13 protein-coding genes are annotated in these 18,166 nt (G+C 68.8%); 8 read left to right on the top strand and 5 right to left on the bottom strand.

Features of this window, described 5'->3' with window-relative positions; genetic code table 11:
• Both M9978_RS05075 and M9978_RS05070 read right to left on the bottom strand, forming a co-directional pair.
• Complete coding sequence (locus tag M9978_RS05075; protein ID WP_254291893.1) at positions 1-3,069, bottom strand: TonB-dependent receptor domain-containing protein; 3,069 nt, start codon at positions 3,067-3,069, stop codon at positions 1-3.
• A gap of 67 nt (positions 3,070-3,136) precedes the next feature.
• A complete protein-coding gene (locus M9978_RS05070) occupies positions 3,137-4,474 on the bottom strand; it encodes a dicarboxylate/amino acid:cation symporter (protein ID WP_254291892.1) in 1,338 nt (445 codons plus the stop codon).
• A 282-nt stretch (positions 4,475-4,756) separates the two neighbouring features.
• Here M9978_RS05070 and M9978_RS05065 point away from each other — a divergent pair, with 282 nt between their 5' ends.
• From M9978_RS05065 to M9978_RS05030, 8 genes are all read left to right on the top strand, one after another.
• A complete protein-coding gene (locus M9978_RS05065; protein WP_254291891.1) occupies positions 4,757-6,484 on the top strand; it encodes a sensor histidine kinase in 1,728 nt (575 codons plus the stop codon).
• Positions 6,477-7,802 (top strand): sigma-54-dependent transcriptional regulator, encoded by a 1,326-nt coding sequence (locus M9978_RS05060; protein ID WP_254291890.1) that lies wholly within the window; start codon positions 6,477-6,479, stop codon positions 7,800-7,802. Before M9978_RS05065 ends, M9978_RS05060 begins: the two co-directional genes overlap by 8 nt.
• Entirely contained in the window at positions 7,799-9,013 is a 1,215-nt protein-coding gene (locus M9978_RS05055; protein WP_254291889.1) for an FAD-dependent oxidoreductase, read from the top strand. Before M9978_RS05060 ends, M9978_RS05055 begins: the two co-directional genes overlap by 4 nt.
• On the top strand, positions 9,013-10,590 hold the full coding sequence (locus M9978_RS05050) for an N-acyl-D-amino-acid deacylase family protein (RefSeq protein WP_254291888.1): 1,578 nt from the start codon (positions 9,013-9,015) through the stop codon (positions 10,588-10,590). The genes M9978_RS05055 and M9978_RS05050 overlap by 1 nt, the downstream gene beginning before the upstream one ends.
• Entirely contained in the window at positions 10,587-11,897 is a 1,311-nt protein-coding gene (locus tag M9978_RS05045; RefSeq protein ID WP_254291887.1) for a dicarboxylate/amino acid:cation symporter, read from the top strand. The genes M9978_RS05050 and M9978_RS05045 overlap by 4 nt, the downstream gene beginning before the upstream one ends.
• Positions 11,898-11,906: 9 nt before the next feature.
• Entirely contained in the window at positions 11,907-13,643 is a 1,737-nt protein-coding gene (locus M9978_RS05040; RefSeq protein ID WP_254291886.1) for a gamma-glutamyltransferase family protein, read from the top strand.
• Positions 13,640-14,062: a VOC family protein gene (locus tag M9978_RS05035; RefSeq protein WP_254291885.1), complete on the top strand. Its 423-nt coding sequence runs from the start codon at positions 13,640-13,642 to the stop codon at positions 14,060-14,062. Before M9978_RS05040 ends, M9978_RS05035 begins: the two co-directional genes overlap by 4 nt.
• Positions 14,063-14,127: 65 nt before the next feature.
• Positions 14,128-15,441 (top strand): L,D-transpeptidase scaffold domain-containing protein, encoded by a 1,314-nt coding sequence (locus tag M9978_RS05030; protein WP_254291884.1) that lies wholly within the window; start codon positions 14,128-14,130, stop codon positions 15,439-15,441.
• Positions 15,442-15,481: 40 nt separating this feature from the next.
• Here the strand turns inward: M9978_RS05030 and M9978_RS05025 are convergent, their stop codons facing one another.
• The 3 genes from M9978_RS05025 to M9978_RS05015 form a co-directional block, all read right to left on the bottom strand.
• Positions 15,482-16,042 (bottom strand): YMGG-like glycine zipper-containing protein, encoded by a 561-nt coding sequence (locus M9978_RS05025; protein WP_254291883.1) that lies wholly within the window; start codon positions 16,040-16,042, stop codon positions 15,482-15,484.
• 101 nt (positions 16,043-16,143) lie between these two features.
• Positions 16,144-16,884, bottom strand: a complete 741-nt coding sequence (locus M9978_RS05020; protein ID WP_254291882.1) for a S8/S53 family peptidase — start codon at positions 16,882-16,884, stop codon at positions 16,144-16,146.
• 101 nt (positions 16,885-16,985) lie between these two features.
• Positions 16,986-18,140, bottom strand: coding sequence for a GNAT family N-acetyltransferase (locus M9978_RS05015; RefSeq protein ID WP_254291881.1), 1,155 nt, complete (start codon positions 18,138-18,140; stop codon positions 16,986-16,988).
• Positions 18,141-18,166: the final 26 nt, after the last annotated feature.

Here is an 18,166-nt window from a genome sequence, read left to right as displayed (position 1 = left end):
TCAGAACTTCTTCCCGATCGAAAAATAGAGGTAGCGGCCATAGGGCACATAGAGCGAGCCCAGATAACCCTCGGCACCGATGCCCGGTTGCGTGTCGAAGATGTTGCGCGCGCCGATGCGGAAGCGCGTATCCTCGAGCGGCCCGCTACGCACGCGATACTGGCCGTAGAGGTTGAAGAAGGCGCGGCCCTCGACGATGTACGGGTTACCGTTGGTATCGAGGAAGGACGTGTCCTCAACCTTGCCGACATAATTGCCGAACGCGCCGATCTGGAAGCCCTTGTGGCTCCAGGTGAGCGAACCGGTGACGCGCCATTTGGGCTTGCCGCGGTCCTCGATCAGGTCGCTCGCGTCGGTCAGCGGCGTCGCGGCGTTGATCCGCCCGGCCGCACGCGCGTCGAACAGCGCCTGCACCGCCGGCGGCGTCTCGCGCGAGAATTTGGTCAGCCGCGCGCCGTTGAGCGCGAACTCGAACCGGCCGATATCGGTGCGGACATTGTAGATCAGCGCCAGGTCGATGCCCTGCACCGTCTGCGGCAGCAAATTGACGAACTGGTCGTTGATCCGCGTCACCGCACCCGCTGGCGCAAGGCCAGTCCCGGCGAACACCGGCGTGTCGTCCACGGTCGGCGCGGCGCGCACCACATTCGGGTTGCTCGACCCGCTCAGCCGCAGCAGATAGTCGAGCACCAGCGCGTTCTGCGCGCCGAACTGGCCGACGATCCCGGTCTGCTGGATCGACCAGAAGTCCGCGGTCAGCGTGAGCTTGCCATATTCGGCCGGGATGAACTTGGGCTCGATCACCGTGCCCACCGTCCAGTTGGTGCTTTCCTCGGGCTTGAGGTCCGGATTGCCGCTGATGAAGATGGCATAGCTGATCCCGCGCTGGCAGCCGCCATAGGTCGCGATCCGCCCGGCTCTCAGGTCCGCCTCGCAGCGATAATAGTCGGTGTTCGAATTGAGTCGCGAATAGGCCACCGTCTTGGTCTGTTCGAGGTTCGGCGCGCGGAAGCCCTGGCTCCACGACCCGCGCACCCGAACGCCATCGACGATATCCCAAGCGCCCGCGATCTTGGGCTTGGCCACCGATCCGAAGTCCGAATATTCCTCGAACCGCCCGGCCAGCTGCAGGTCGAGCCGGTGGATCAGCGGAATATCCATCTCCGGCGAGATCACCGGTACCGCGAGCTCGGCGAACGCCGACAGCACCGTGCGGCTGCCACGCACCGACGGCGTCGGGCTGACCGCGGCGATGTTCGACAAATTGGTCTCGCCGGTGACGCTGTCGGTGAAGGTGATCGTGCCGTTGAGGCGCGGATCGCGGATATCCTCCTGAGTCTCGCGCCGAGCCTCGACCCCGAAGGCGATACCGAGATTGCCGCCGGGCAGCTCGAACAGCCGGTTGTTGGAGAGCTTGAAATCGCCGAGCAGCAGCGAGGTCTTCGACTTGCGCACCAGATTGACCTGGAACGAGTCGATCGTCGCCTGGCTCGCCGGCGAACAGTCGCCGAGCGACGGCGTTGCCGAACAGCCGCCGCTGAACGGGTTGTAGGCGTCCGGCGTCGAGAGCGCGAGGTTGCGCTGAAGCAGCGTCATGTCGATCGCGTTCGAGCTGTCGCGCGCCTGCGCCTCCGAATACAACACCGCCGTGTCGTAATCGAAACCGCCAAACTCGCCGCGCGCACCGAACAGGAAGCGCGACTGCCAGTTCTCGACATTGACGATCTGGTTGCCGGCATCGACGAAGCGGTAGGTCGTCAGTCGCACCGGCAGCCCGGCGGCTGGCACGTTGGTCAGCCCCGCGATGCGGTTGGGGTTGGCCTGGCCGTTGGCGAAGGTCACCGGCCCGAACGGGTTCCAGTAATTGCTCGCCGGGATCACGATCGCGTTGAGGTTGATCGTCGGCGGCTGAATCCGGCGCGTCTCGGCGAGATAATAGCCGAGCTCCGTGTACAGCTCGACCGAATCGCTGACCTCATATTTGCCGGTGAACATGAAATTATAGCGGTTGAACGAGGGCGTGACGGTCGTGCCCGGCTTGGTGTCGAACCGCTCGTTGCGCAGCGTCGTCGCAGTCGCGCGCGTGCCGGTGCCGTAGCAGACATTGGTGTTGACGGTGAACGCGCAGCCGGGGTTGGCGCTGGACTGGGTGTGGAACGCGCCGGCCGCGGTGGTCAGCGCGACATTGCCGGGGTTGCGGCGGATCGTGCCGGGGCCGTTCACAACAGCGAGGTTGGCCCAGGGGCTCTGCGTCGCGCGGCCGTCGGGGACCAAGCTGCTGGCGAAGGCGGCATCGCCCGCGAACAGCGACAGCAGATTGTCGGTCGCCGTGTACGGCTGATCCTCGGCATATTGCGCGGTGCGGCGGACATAGTTGGCGAACAGCGAGAAATTGCCGCGGCCCTCATTGAACGTCTTGCCGACCAGCGCCGTGCCCTCGAACTCCTTGCGGCTGGTCCCCTCGGCATAGCCATAGCGCAGGTTCAACTCGGCGCCGTCATAGTCGGCGCGCGTCACCGTGTTGACCACGCCGGCGACCGCGTCCGAGCCATAGATCGCCGACGCGCCGTCGCGCAGGATCTCGAGCCGCTCGAGTCCCGCGACCGGCAGCGCGTTGGAATTGTATCCCAGCACCGGCACATTGCCGTCGCCTGCCTGGCTGGTCGGGTGATTGACCAGCCGACGGCCGTTGAGCAGCGTCAGCGTATTGCCGACGCCGAGGTTGCGCAGGTTGATCGAATTGACGTCGCCGCGCGCCGCATTGCTGGTCTGCGGGTTGTTGGCTTCGTTGAAGGTGACGTCGCCCGCCTGCGGGATCGAGCGAATCAGATCGTCGCCCGACAGTGCGCCGGTGGCGTCGATCTGGTTGCGGTCGACCACCGATACGGGGAGCGCGGTGATGTCGGTGCCCTTGATCTGGCTGCCGACCACGACGATCTCCTCGGCGGGCGCGGCGCCGTCCTCGCCCTGCGGCATGCCGCCATCCTGCGCGAAGGCGGGGCTCGCCATCGCCAGCGCGAACAACGCGGTGCCGGTACGGAGCAGCTGGCGCTTGCGGGTGTCGGTCATTTCATTTTCTCCCCTGTTGGGTTGAGAGGCCGGATCATTGCGCCCGGTCCTCTGTCTTGGGTCCGTGTCAGTCCGGATCGGTTTCCTCGGCCGGCCGCGCCGGCCCTGCGGGTGGCTCGCCGTTGAGCGCGCGGTTCAGCGCATCGCGGTCGAGCGCATTGTCCCAGCGCGCGACGACGACCGTCGCGACGGCGTTGCCGATGAAGTTGGTGAGGCTGCGGCACTCGCTCATGAAGCGGTCGATGCCGAGGATCAGCGCCATGCCCGCGACCGGCACTGACGGCACGATCGAGAGCGTCGCGGCGAGCGTGATGAAGCCCGCCCCGGTCACGCCCGCCGCGCCCTTGGACGAGATCATCGCGATCGCCAGCAACGCGATCTGGTCGCCGAGCGACAGGTCGACATTGCACGCCTGCGCGATGAACAAGGCCGCCAGCGTCATGTAGATGTTGGTGCCGTCTAGGTTGAACGAATAGCCGGTCGGCACCACCAGCCCGACCACCGACTTCTGGCAGCCGGCGCGCTCCATCTTTTCCATCAGGCTGGGCAGCGCGCTTTCCGACGACGAGGTGCCGAGCACCAGCAGCAGCTCGGCCTTGAGGTAGCGGATGAGCTTGAGAATCGAGAAGCCGGTGAGCCTTGCCATGGTGCCGAGCACCAGCAGCACGAAGATCAGCGAGGTCAGATAGAAGGTCGCGACGAGGCCGGCGAGATTGGCGAGCGAGTCGATGCCATATTTGCCGATGGTGAAGGCCATCGCGCCGAACGCGCCAACCGGGGCCGCGCGCATCAGGATGCCGACCAACTTGAACACGACCAGGCCGACGCGCTCGAGCATGTCGCGCACCGGCGCGGCCGGCTCGCCGACCATCGACAGCGCGATGCCGAACAGGATCGCGACCAGCAGCACCGGCAGCAGTGCGTCCCCGGCCAGCGCCGAAACCAGCGTGGTCGGGATGATCGCCATGAGGAATTCGACGATGCCGCTGTCATGCGCCTTGGCGACATAGGTTTCGACCGCGCCGGTATCGAGACTGGCGGGATCGATATTCATCCCAGCGCCCGGCTGAATCACATTGGCGACGATGAGCCCGACGATCAGCGCGAGGGTCGAGAAGAACAGGAAATAGGCGAAGGCCTTGCCCGCGACGCGGCCGACCGAGCGCAGCTCGCTCATCCCGGCGATGCCGGTGACGAGGGTGAGGAAGATCACCGGCGCGATGATCATCTTGACCAGTTTGATGAAGGCGTCGCCGAGCGGCTTCAACGCCTCGCCGGTGCCCGGCCAGAAATAGCCGATGGTGACGCCCAGCGCGATCGCGATCAGCACCTGGACATAGAGCTGCCCGTACCACGCCGTGCGGCGCGGCTCCGGTTCGGCAGCATAGTTCAACGCGACAGCCATTCGGATCCCCTCTTCACGCTGTTGACCAGCGCTACTCTTGGCCGCGTGCGGCGGCGGAGGGAATATCGCCGGACCCCGGCGTGAAATCCAATTGGCGTCGGAATGACGATCAAGCTATTGATATAAGATGATAATGATCATCGCTCGGCGCTTCTCAAGCCGCGATCATGAGCGAAAAACCACACAGCAAATCGGCAGAATGTGTGATATTCCACACGAATGCTCAGCGCACCGACTCGCCCAGCTCTGCGTATAATCATCCTTGCTGTCGCCAGCCTGTCATTGCTCGCGGCCATCGCGTTCGGCGCGTTTCGCTGGGCCGGCGCGCAAGCGGTGGTGGCGACCGACGCCGTCGCCGCGCAGCTTGCGCGCGACAATGCCGGATTGCTGTCGAGCGAATTGCAGAAGTTCCGGCTGCTCCCGCTGGTGCTGGCCGAATATCCCGAAGTCCGCACCATTCTCGAAACGCCGGGCGACGCGGCGGTCGAGCGCGTCAATGCCCGGCTGGAGTTGCTGGCCAGGCGCACCGATGCCGCCGTCATCTATGTCATCGCCCCGGACGGGCGGACCGTGGCGGCGAGCAATTATCGGCTGACGACCAGCTTCGTCGGCCAGAATTACGGCTTCCGCCCCTATTTCCGCAACGCGTTGCGCGATGGCGGCGCGGAGTTGTTCGCGCTCGGCACGGTCAGCGGGCGGCCCGGACTCTATCTCGCGCGGCGGATCGGCCCGGCGGCACGGCCGCTCGGCGTGATCGTGGTCAAGATCGAATTCGAGCCGCTGCAACGCGCCTGGGCGCGGCAGCAGGGCACGACGCTCGTCACCGACGCGCATGGCGTGGTCATCATCACCAGCCGTCCCGACTGGCGGTTCCGCACGCTCGGCGCGCTGGGACCGCAGGCGCGCGAGGCGATCCGCGCGACACGGCAATATGGCGCGCTGCCGCTCACACCCTTGCCGCTGACGCTCGACGGCAACGCCGCTGCCTGGCCGGGCGCGTCGCGCGGCGGGCGGCTGGCCAGCGTGGCGCTCCCGCTGGACGGCGCGCGGCTGCTCGCCATCGCGCCACTCGCGCCCGCGGTGAACAGCGCCAACGCCAATGCCCGGCTGGTCACGCTCGCCGCGCTCGTCCTGATCGCGGGCGTGCTACTACTGATGTGGCGCGCCCGCGAGCGGCACATGCTTCAGGTCGCCGCGCAGCGCGCACTCGAAGGCCAGGTCGCCGAGCGCACTGCCGAACTGCGCGAGAGCAATGCCCAGCTGCTCGCCGAGAGCGCAGAACGCGCGCGCGCCGACCGCCGTTACCGCGAAGCGCGCGAGGAGCTCGCTCAGGCCGCACGGCTCGGCTCGCTCGGCCAGATCACCGCCGGCGTGGCGCACGAGATCAACCAGCCGGTCGCGGCGATCCGCAGCTTCGCCGAAAATGCGCAGGCGTTCCTGATGCGCGGCGACGGCGCGAAGGCGGAGGGCAATCTCGGGCGGATCGTCGAGCTGACGCAACGCATCGGCACGATCACGTCCGAGCTGCGCGATTTCGCGCGCCGCCGCACGCCGGAGATCGGCGCGGTATCGGTCGATGGCGTGATCGACTCCACCTTGCTGCTGATCGGCGACCGGGTCCGCGCGCTGGGCGTGACGCTGGAGCGTCGCGGCGAAACCGGGTTGCAGGTCACCGCCGACCGCGTGCGGCTCGAACAGATCCTCATCAACCTCGTCCAGAACGCGCTCGATGCGCTGGGCGGGCGCGACGCCGCGACGATCCGCATTGCCGCGGCACGCGAGCAGGACTGCATTGTCATCGATGTCGCCGACAATGGCCCCGGCGTCGATGCCGCGCTGGCCGACCAGCTATTCATGCCGTTCGTCACCGGGCGCGAGGAGGGCCTCGGTCTCGGCCTCGCCATCGCACGCAACATCGCGCGCGACTTCGGCGGCGAGCTGAGCCTGATCCCCTCCCCGCTCGGCGGCGCGGCGTTCCGCATCGCGCTCAGGGACGCTGCCAATGGCTGAGATCCTGTTCGTCGACGATGACGACTCGCTGCGCGAGGCCAATGTCCAGACGCTCGAACTGGCCGGGCTCGCGGTGCGGCCCTTTGCCGGCGCACAGGCGGCGCTGAGCGCGATCACGCCCGGCTTCGCCGGCGCGGTCGTCACCGACATCCGCATGCCGGGGATGGACGGGCTGCAATTCTTCGCCCGCATCCGCGCGATCGACCCCGAAATCCCGGTCATCCTCATCACCGGCCATGGCGACGTGCCGATGGCGGTGCAGGCGTTGCAGGACGGCGCGTTCGACTTCCTTGCCAAGCCCTTCGCCGCGGGTCATCTCGCCGCGTCGGCCGGCAAAGCGCTGAACGCTCGCGCGCTCGTCCTCGACAACCGCCGCCTGCGCATCGAAGCTCGGTCCGAGAGCCCGCTGATCGGCGACAGCCCCGCAATGGTCCGCCTGCGCGAGACGATCGCGCAGGTCGCGCGCGCCGAGATCGACGTGCTGATCGAGGGCGAGACGGGCACCGGCAAGGAGCTAGTCGCGGCAATGCTCCACCGCGGTTCGCCGCGCAGCGCGCGCGCCTTCGTCGCCGTCAACTGCGCCGCGCTGCCCGAGGCCTATGCCGAAGTCGAATTGTTCGGCCACGCCGCCGACGCGGTTCCCAATGGACGTTTCGCCCGCACCGGTCGCATCGAACAGTCGAACCGCGGCACCTTGTTCCTCGACGATGTCGACTCGATGCCGCTAAGCGTCCAATCGCGTTTCTTGCGAGTCCTGGAGGAAAGAGAAGTCCTCCCCATCGGCGGGCAGCGCCCGGTCCCGCTCGACCTGCGGGTCATTGCATCGGCCAAGCCGGGCCTCGAAGCGCTGATCGAGCAGGGCCAGTTCCGCCGCGACCTTTATTTCCGCCTTAACGTCGTCCGCCTGTCGCTGCCGCCGCTGCGCGAGCGGCGCGAGGATATCGCCCCGCTCTTCGCGGCCTTTGTGCGCGAGGCGGCGGCGCAGACCGGGCAGGCCGAGTTCCGCATCACCGACGCCGTGCGCCGCCGCCTGATCGAGCATGACTGGCCGGGCAACGTGCGCGAATTGCGCAACTTCGCGTTCAGCGCGGTGCTCGACATCGCAGGCACCGGCGCATGGGAGGCACCCGAACTCGGACTTGCCGAACGCATCCGCGCCTATGAGGAAATGCTGGTGCGCGAGGCGCTGACCCAGGCGAATGGCAGCGTTGCCCGCGCGATGGAATTGCTCCGCGTGCCGCGCAAGACGCTGTACGACAAGATGAACCGCGCGGGCATTGTGCCCTCGGACTATCGCGTGCAGCGGGGCCGGAAATGAGCGGGCGCGACATCATCGTGATCGGCGCGGGCGTGGTCGGCATGGCCACCGCACTGACGCTCGTCGACCGCGGGCATCGGGTGACCGTGCTGGATTCGGCGCCGGAGCCCGGCCGCGGCACCTCCTTCGCCAACGGCGCGCAGCTGAGTTACGCTTATACCGACGCGCTGGCGAGTCCGGCGGTGCGCCGCCAGCTGCCGCGCCTGTTGCTCGCGCTCGATCCGGCCTTCCGGCTCACGCCGCATTTCGACCCCGACTTCGTGCGATGGGGGCTCGCCTTTCTGCGCAACGCCAATGCGGATGGCTTCACGCGCAACACGCTGGCCGGGCTGACGCTAGCCTTTGAATCGCGCGAGGCGTTGTACGCGCTGATCGCCCGGCACGGCCTGCGCTTCGGCCATGCGATGCCTGGCAAGCTCCATCTCTACCGCACCGAGGCGAGCTTCGCCGCGGCGCGAATACTCGCCGCGCTCAAGGCGCAAGCCGCGCCGATCGTTCAGCACGTGCTGAGCGCCGGTGAGGCGGTCGCGGTCGAGCCGATGCTTGATGCGGTGCGCGGCCGGATCGCCGGCGCGCTGCATACGCCCGAAGAGGAGACGGGCGACCCGCATCTCTTCTGCATGGCAGTGCGCGACGTGCTGGCCGGGCAGGGTCAGCAGGTCGTCTGTGGGGTCGAGATCGTGCGGATCGAGGCAGGGGGCAGTCCGCGTGCCATCGCCCGCGACGGCCGGGTGTGGCGTGCGGACCGCATCATCCTGTGCGCCGGCGTGGACTCGCCCAAGCTGGCGCGCGCGTTCGGCGTGCGGCTGCCGATCCAGCCGGTGAAAGGCTATTCGATTACCGCCCGGCCCGGCCCGTCCGCGCCCGGCGTCAGCATCACCGATGTCGCCAACCGCGTGGTGTTCTGCCGGCTCGGCGAGCGCATGCGCATTGCGGGGCTGGCCGAGCTCGGCAACCGCAGCCGGGATGTCGACCCGGCGCGACTCGCGACGCTGATCGCGAGCGCGCGTGAGGCGCTGCCGGACGCGGCGCACTATGATCAGATCGAGTCGAGCTGGACCGGCCTGCGCCCGACGACGCCGGATTCGCTGCCGGTCACGCGCCCGATCGCGCCAGGGGTGATCGCCAATACCGGGCATGGCGGGCTCGGCTGGACCTATGCGGCGGGCTCGGCGGCGCGCGTCGCGCGTCTGATCGAGGAGAAGCATTGATGCATTTTGCCGCTTCAGCCATCGCCGCGGCCCTCGCGCTGTTCACGGCTGCAGCGCCGACGCAGCGCGAACCCCCGCTCGATCTGTTGATCGCGAACGGGCGTGTGATCGATGGCCAGGGCGGAGCACCGCGCGTCGCGGACATCGGCATCCGCGGCGACCGCATCGTCTTTGTCGGCAAGCGCCCGGCCGGCGCCACCGCGCGCCGCACGATCGACGCGGCGGGCCTGACCGTCACGCCCGGCTTCATCGATCCGCACACACACAGCGGCCCCGACGCACGCGCCGCCGATCCGGCGCGGAGGACGCTTGCCAACCATCTGCTGCAGGGCGTGACCAGCATCGCGATCGGCAATGACGGCGGCGGCGATGTCGATAGCGGGGCCCTGTTCGCCCGCCTCGCCGCACAGCCGCCCGGGGTGAACGTGGCGAGCTTCGTCGGCTTCGGCGAAGTGCGGCTGGCGGTGGTCGGCAACCGCGACCGCGTGCCCACAGCGGACGAGCAGGCGCGGATGGGCCAGCTCGTCGCCAGGGCGATGTGCGGTGGCGCGCTCGGCCTGTCCGCGGGCCTTTATTACGCGCCGCAGAGCTTCGCGAAGACCGCCGAGGTGAGCGCCCTGGCCAAGGTCGCCGGGCGCTATGGCGGGATGTACGAGACGCATCTGCGCGACGAGGGCAGCACCTCGATCGGGCTGATGGCGGCGATCGACGAGGCGATCGGGATCGCACGACAGGGCACGCTGCCGCTGCACATCGCGCACATCAAGGCATTGGGCGTCGACGCGCAGGGCATGGCGCCCAAGGTGATCGCACGGATCAGGCAGGCGCAGGCGAGCGGGGTCGCGATCACCGCCGATCAATATCCGTGGGAAGCATCGAGCACGACGCTCGCTGCGGCGCTGGTGCCGCACCGCACGCAGGACGGCGGCAGTGCGGCGATGGTCGCCCGGCTCGATCGCGCCGACGCCGGGCTGCGCGCCGAGATGACCGAGCAGCTGCGCATCCGGGGCGGCGCCAACGCGATCCTGCTGGTCAGCGGCGCCCACAAGGGCAAGCGGCTCGACGCCATCGCGCGCGGATGGTCTATTGCGCCGCTCGATGCCGCGATCCGGCTGCTGATCGCCGAGCCGGCGGCGATGATCGCGAGCTTCAACATGATCGCACCGGATATCGAGGCGTTCGCGCGCCAGCCCTGGGTGGTCGCCTCGTCCGACGCCACCGCAGGGCATCCGCGCCGCATGGGCAGCTTCGCGCGGCGCTGGCGGCTGTTCGTGCGCGAAAAGCAAGTAATGACGCCTGCGCAGTTCGTCGAGCGCGCCGCGTCGCAAACCGCACGCATCCTCGGCCTGCCCGACCGCGGCGTGCTGGCGCCGGGCAAGTTCGCCGACATCGCGGTCTTCGACGCCGCCGCCTATGGCGAGCGCGCCACCTATGACACGCCGGATCGGCCCTCGTCCGGCGTGCGTTATGTGCTGGTCAACGGCCGCATGGCGGTGGACAAGGGCGGGCTGACCGGTGTGTTCGCCGGCCGCCCGCTGGCCAAGCCGCGCCAACCGCAATGGAGCTGTCCGCGATGACCGAGACGATTGCGCCCGATCCCGTGGAGACGCCCGACCGCCCCGGTCCGCTGCGCCGGACGGTGCGCGGGTGGTTCGGCATCGCGCTGTGGAAGCGCATCCTGGTGGCACTGGTGCTGGGCGCTGTCGCGGGACTCGCCTGGGGTGAGGGCGCGACTTCGATCGCGTGGATCGGCGAGCTGTTCGTGCGGCTGATCCGGATGCTGGTGGTGCCGCTGGTCTTCCTCACCATCGCCTCGGGCGTCGCCGCGCTCGCCGATCCCAAGCGGCTCGGCAGCATCGGCGTCAAGACACTGGCGATGTACGTGTTCACCACCGCGCTCGCGGTCGGCGTCGGTCTCGCCGTCGCGACGCTGATCGGGCCGGGGATCGGCGCGACCTTTGCCGATGCCGTGCCCAAGGCAATGGGCACGCCGCCCGACACCGCGCGCATGTTCATCGAGATCATTCCTGACAATCCGATCGCGGCGATGGCCGAGGGCAAGACGCTGGCAGTGATCTTCTTCGCGGTGCTGGTCGGCGCCGGCGTGATCGCTGCGGGCAAGGGTGCCGAGCCGGTGCGCCAGCTGCTCGCCGGCGGCTCGGAAGTGATGCTCAAGATCGTCGGCTTCGTGATGGAGACCGCGCCGTTCGGCGTGTTCGCATTGGTCGCGGTGGTGATGGGCACCAGTGGCCCGTCGAGCTTCCTCGCGGTGCTCAAGCTGGCGATCTGCGTGGTCATCGGATCGGCGGTCATCACGCTGGTGATCCATGGGCTGATCGTGGTGCGGCTGCTCGCCTGGCTGCCGCCCTTGCCCTTCTTCCGCGGCATTGCCGATGCGATCATGGTCGGCTTCTCGACCTCGTCGAGTTCGGCCACGCTGCCGGTCGCGATCCGGGTGGCCGAGCGCAACCTTGGCGTGTCCAAGCCGGTCGCGTCGACCGTGCTGCCGCTGGGCGCGACGATCGGCATGGACGGCGCAGCGATGTATGTCGCGATGCTGACGCTGTTCTCGGCGCAGGCGTTCGGCGTGGATCTGAGCTGGGCCGATTATCTCATCATCGCCGCGACCACCACGATCGTCGCGATGGGCGTGGCGCCGGTGCCCTCGGGATCGCTGTTCGTGCTCGCCGCTGTGCTGCATGCGATCGGGATCACGCCCGAGCAGACCGCGATCATCGTCGGCTTCATCCTGCCGTTCGACCGAATCCTCGACATGACCCGCACCGTGCCCAACGTCACCGCCGACCTCGCCATCGCCACCGCGGTTGCTCGCTGGGAGAAGGAGATGGACGTGGGCGTCTACAATTCGGCGAACGACGTGTAAGGGGTCGGCATGTTCCCGCGTACCCTCTGCCTCGCCGTTGCGGCATTCGCCGCGCTCGCCGGTTGCGCACCCCGCACCGCACCTCAAACCGCCGCACCTGCGCCGGTTACCGCGCCCGCCACCGCCGCACCCGAGCGGCAGACCTTCGTCGCCGCCGCGCACCCGCTCGCGGCAGAGGCCGGACTCGAGGTGCTGCGCCGCGGGGGCTCGGCGGTTGATGCCGCGGTGGCGATCCAAGCGATGCTGAGCTTGGTCGAGCCGCAGAGTTCGGGTCTCGGCGGCGGCGCGTTCATGGTGCGCTATGACGCGAAGTCCCGGGGAGTGACGGTCTATGACGGCCGCGAGACCGCGCCGGCTGGCGCGACGCCTGGCATGTTCCTCGATGCCGCCGGCAAGCCGCTCCCCTTCCCGGTCGCGGTGCTGTCGGGCCGCGCGACCGGGGTGCCCGGCGTCGTGCGGATGCTGGCGCTTGCTCAGGCGAGGCATGGCAAGCTCGCCTGGCGAGATCTGTTCGGCGAGAGCATCCGTACCGCCGAGCAGGGCTTCACCGTCACCGCGCGGCTCGGACGGTTCGTCAATTCGAACGGGCCGCAGCCCAATGCGCCCGATGCGGTCGCCTATTTCCGCAACGAGCGCGGCGGCAAGATCCAGGCGGGCGAAACGCTGCGCAACCCGGCCTATGCGGCGTTCCTGCGCCGCCTCGCGAGCCAAGGCCCGGACGCGATGTACCAAGGCGAGACCGCACGCCGCATCGTCGCGCGCGTCCACGAAGGTGACCTCGCGAGCACGATGACCGAGGCGGACATCGCCGGCTATCAACCGGTGGTGCGCGAGGCGGTTTGCAACGGCTATCGCGTGTATATCCTGTGCGCGCCGCCGCCGCCCTCATCGGGCGTCGCACTGCTTCAGCTGATGGCGATGATCGAGCGCACCGACATCGCCGCGCGCGGCCCGGCCGATCCCGTCGCCTGGGTCAAATATGCCGAGGCCAGCCGGCTGATGTTCGCCGACCGCGACGCCTATGTCGGCGACGTGCCGGGCGTGCCGGTCAAGGGCCTGATCGACCCGGCCTATGTCGCGGGCCGCGCCGCGCTGATCGCCGACCGCGCAGGCCCCGCCCCCGCCGCCGGCACCCCGCCGGGCACGGTCACTGCGCGGATCGACGCCACCGCCGAGGCCGCCGGCACCTCGCACTTCATCGTGATCGACGGCGACGGCAATGCGGTGTCGATGACCACCACGGTCGAAAGCTATTTCGGCACCGGGCGGATGGTCGACGGCTTCTTCCTCAACAACCAGATGACCGATTTCTCGTTCGTGCCGTCGGGGCCGAATGCGATCGCGCCCGGCAAGCGCCCGCGCTCGTCGATGGTGCCGACCGTGATCCTGCGCCGCGACCGCAGTCTTGCCGGGGCGATCGGCTCGCCCGGCGGCAACGCGATCCTGGGCTATGTGTCGAAGGCGCTGATCGGGATCATCGACTGGAACATGCCCGTCGCCGACGCCATCGCGCTGCCCAACCTCATCGCGCGCGGATCGAGCTTCAACGGCGAGGCGGACAAGTTCGCGCCGTCGCTGCTCGCCGGAATGGCCGAGCGTGGCGTGACCGTGCGTGCCGGATCGGGCGAAGATTCGGGGCTGCATGGCGTGTTCATCCGCGACGGCAAGTTCGACGGCGGCGCCGATCCGCGGCGTGATGGCGTCGCGCGGACGATCGCCTTGCCCGCGAGGACGACCGCGCCATGACCGAACTCACCCCGTTCCACATCGCCTTTCCGGTCCACGATCTCGACGCCGCTCGGCATTTTTACGGGACGGTACTCGGCTGTCCCGAAGGGCGCAGCGATGCCGACTGGATCGACTTCGATCTGTATGGCCACCAGATCGTGGCGCATCGCGTGGACGGCAGGCGCGATACGGCGGGTCACAATCCGGTCGACGGGCATTCGGTGCCGGTGCCCCACTTCGGTGTGGTGCTGAAGCCCGGCCAGTGGCACGCGCTTGCCAAGCGGCTCAAGGATCATGGCGTCACGTTCGTGATCGAGCCGTACACGCGCTTTCCCGGCGAGCCCGGCGAGCAATCGACGATGTTCTTCCTCGACCCGGCGGGCAACGCGCTCGAGTTCAAGGCATTTGCCGATATGGGGCAGTTGTTCGCGACCTGACGCGCGGCATTGAACCACAAGGCTTGTGACGTGTTCCTTCAGCGATGGATCGTGGAAGGAATGAGATGGCGCGTCGGCGACTGGGATGGAATTTATGGGCAGCGGCGCCCGCGGCGCTGCTGATGCTCGCGCCGGTTCAGGTACAGGCGCAGGCCGCCGATCCGGAACTCGCCGCCGCAATTGCCGACACCAGCATGGACCGCGAGCTGCGCGCCTTCTACGCCGCGCGTGGCTTCCGCCCGGTATGGCTCGCCAGCGGCGCCAGCCTTGCCGCGGCGGAGCGGCTGATCGAGATCTTCGAGCAGGCCGAACTCGACGGCCTCGATTCCGGCGATTACCGTCCGCGCCGCCTGCGCGATGCGATCGAGGATGCGCGCGAGGGCGACGCCGAGGATGCCGCGAAGGCCGAGGCGCTGATCTCGCGCAGCTACGTCGAATATGTCCGCGACCTGCACGGCCGCGTGCGCTCGCCGATGGCAGCGACCGACCCGGACTTCCGGCCCGAGCCTCCGAGCGCACGCGACATCCTGCAGCAGATGGCCGCGGCGCCCTCGCTCGCTGCGTTCGTCGATGGCAATGGCTGGATGCATCCCTTCTATGCCGGGTTGCGTCGCGCCCTGATCGACGCACCGGCGGGATCCGAACAGGCCCGGCTGCTCCGGCTCAACCTCGACCGCGCGCGCGGCTTGCCCGGGAACGGACGTCATGTCGTGGTCGATACCGCCGGCGGACGGCTTTACATGTTCGCTGGCGGCAAGGTGGTCGACAGCATGAAGGTGATTGCCGGGCGTCCCGCCACGCCGACGCCGATGATGACCAGCGTGATCCGCTATGCGACACTCAACCCCTATTGGAACGTGCCGACCGACCTGACCCGCAGCCGGCTGGCGCCCGAGGTCGTGGAGAAGGGACCGGTGTTCCTGAAGGCAGGCGGTTACGACGTGCTGTCCGACTGGTCGCCCGATGCTGCGCCGACCGATGCGGCCCTGGTCGACTGGCGGGCGGTTGCCAGCGGCGCACGCGTCGTCCGGGTGCGGCAGCGGCCGGGCTTGAGCAATGGCATGGGGCGGATGAAGTTCATGTTCCCCAATGGCAACGACATCTACCTGCACGACACGCCGGAAAAGGGGCTGTTCAGCAATGCCGGGCGCTATTTCAGCGCGGGCTGCATCCGGCTGGAGGACGCGCCGCGGCTGGGACGGTGGCTGTTCGGCAAGCCGTTGAAGGCGGCGTCGGCCAAGCCGGAACAGCGGGTCGAGCTGGCCGATCCGGTGCCAATCTACATTACTTATTTCACCGCCTTCCCGACCGGCAAGACGGTAGCAATGCGCGCCGATGTCTATGGCCGCGACGGCGCGCGGCAGGTCGGCATGCGGTAAGCGAACGCCCGGCGCAGCGAACCGCGCCGGGCGTCAAAGCTCAGCCGCGTTCGGCGGCGCGCGACCCGGCCTGATAGCCGGACGGTACGCCCTGATAATAGCGGCCGTCACGGCTGTAGCCGTCGACGCAGCCGTCATTGTTGCTGTCGGCCCAGATCGCGCCGGCAATGCCGCCGACCACCGCGCCGGCAATCGCGCCTTCGAGGATGCCGACATCGGTCAGCGCGCCGACACCGACTCCGGCTGCGGCACCGATCCCGGCACCCTTCAGCGCCGAACCGCCGACGCTGGGGCAGCGGCGGGCGCCGGCGACGTAGCCGGCGGGCGGGCCGGCATAGTAGCGGCCGTCGCGGTAATAGCCGTCGGCGCGGCCGTCGCCGTCCTGATCGGCCCAGATCGCGCCGGCGATACCGCCGATCGCTGCGCCGATGAGCGCGCCTTCGATCGGCGCACCGGCGACGATTCCGCCGACCACGGCGCCGCCGACGGCACCGACTGCGGCGCCCGATCCGACTGCGGCGAGATCGCTGTCACCGGTGGTCGCGCACGCACCGAGCGAGAGCGAGCCGGCAAGCAGCACGGCTGTGAGAGACTTTTTCATGGGGGAACTCCTCCTGCTGAGACCTAGGGGAGCGGACCGACAAGGGGGAGGCGGCACCGCTCCCCCCGCAAGCCAAACGAGGAAAGCGCGTGACCGTTCCCTCAGCGCAGAGAAAGCCGCCGGGCGGTTTCGATCGGCGCGGCGAAGGAGGTGCCGGTGGCGGCGACTTCCTGCCCGTCCGCCAGCGCCGTCGGCACCGCGACGCCGAGCTGCCAGCTGTAATTATAGCCAGAAGTTCCAGTGGCTTCGGGGCGGTTGGTGCCAGTCCACACGCTGCCCGCAGCATCGACCGCGCCGACCAGCACGCCCTTGGGGAACGCCGCTTTGGCCAGCCGCAGATTATTCGGGTGGTCGGCGCCGTCATTGCCCGCGGCCATCACCACGGTGATGCCATGCTTCGCGGCGTCGCGCACCGCGTCGGTGATCGCCGGGTGGTCGGCCATGGCGAGCGAGAGGTTGATCGCATCGACCTTGAGCCGGGTCGCCTGCCGGATCGCGGCGGCGACGGTGCGGACGCTGCGGGCGCAGGGCGGCTGCGCGCCGGCCGGGCAGCCGGCGGGATCGTCGATGCGCAGCGAGACGATGTCGACCGGCGCGGTCGCGGCACGGGCGAGGATCGTCGCGACCATCGTGCCGTGGTCGTGCCTGGGCTGAAAGGCGGGACGCGCGGGACTCGCGGCCATGTCATATTCGGCGATGACGCGCGCGCCCAGTTCGGCGGTGCGCGCGACGCCCGAATCGATCACCGCCACCACCGGACGGCGCTCCTCGGCTTCAGCCCCAACCCCGGCCAGCGCCACGCCAATCAGCGCGAGCACCGCCGCCCAAATCGCCTTGTTCAAACCCGGGAGCTCCAGCCCCGGCGGCATGTTTCGGAACCCCCCGGCCCCTCGCCACGCAGCCATGTTTCAAAACAGGCCGGCCCCCCGACCCTTTTCGAACGCTATCGGTCGCCGTCCACCATCGCAAGATCGCCGGCCACGGACTGGCTCGAACGGTTGCCGCTTCGCCGCCAAAGCGGGCGGGCGAGCCGCGCCGCGATGCCGGTCAGGCCGGGGCGGACGAACAGCCAGTCGCGGATCGCCGGACCCGCCGCCGCGCCGATCACGCGCTTGTAACCGCTGTCGCCCGCGCCCCAGTCGACCGTCGTCATGCCGTCGTCGAGCGCGCGCACGAGGTTGCGGTAATAGAGTAATTTCCCCGGCGAGTGCTTCCCGACACGCGGGTCATAGCTGTTGGCGATGGCGTATTTGAGCGCGCCCGCATTCATGTCGAACGAGAAAGCGGTGGGCTCGCCGTCGATGCGCAGCACTGCGGCCCACATCATCCGCGCCACCACCGGGTCCGCCGCGGCGGCGCGCCAGAAGCGGCCGTGGCCCTCGCGCGTGAACTTGGCGTCGCTGCCGTCGGTGCGGTCGGCGATCCAGCTTTTTTGTTCGACCGCGGCGAGATCGTCGAAGGCCTGTTCGCTCCAGCCCTCGCCCGATACGAACGACCAGTCGAGCGCGCCATGTTCCCCGAGATGCTTTTCGTGGAAGCGGTTCTTGCGCAGCGTCGAGTTGCGCGGCCAGGTGCCTTCGTTGCGCAGCGCCGCCATGTCGAGCAGGAAGCTCTCCGCCACGAACCGATCGAGCGCGATCCAGCCGCGCGACGCGGCGGCGGCGCGAAGTCCGGCGAGCGCGGGGTCGTTGTCATAGACCGGGCCGAGGCGGAGCGCGTTGATTTCCTTGCCGAGCCGGTCGAGCGCGACCTCGAACGCTTCGGTGCCGGCGTCCTGCGCGGCCGGGAAGCTGCGGAATGGCCAGTAGCAGCCGGGCACGGCGGCGAGGCGCAGCGCGGCCGGGCCGGTCGGGATGAAGGGCAAGGCCAGCACCGGTGCGCCCTCCCGCAGCACGGTGAGCGTGCGCGCCTTATTGGGGGAGGAGGGGCCGCCATAGGCCGCGAGCGCGGCGGCGAACCAGCCATAGCGCAGGAAACGGTGCGTCGGCGCGGCGTTGCCGGCGACGGTGTCGAGCGCGCTCGCAAGGCCATCGCCGAGATTGGCGGCGAGCAACGGCGGGAGCCGGGTGAATTCGGCGAGCGGCATCGGCTTCGTCATACCACCCCCTTATCGCCGAACCGTTA

Source organism: Sphingomonas tagetis, from assembly GCF_024211275.1.
GTDB classification, from domain to species: Bacteria; Pseudomonadota; Alphaproteobacteria; order Sphingomonadales; family Sphingomonadaceae; genus Sphingomonas; species Sphingomonas tagetis.
Note: the sequence above shows the minus strand (reverse complement) of the source record. Positions and strands in the feature narration are given on the sequence as shown.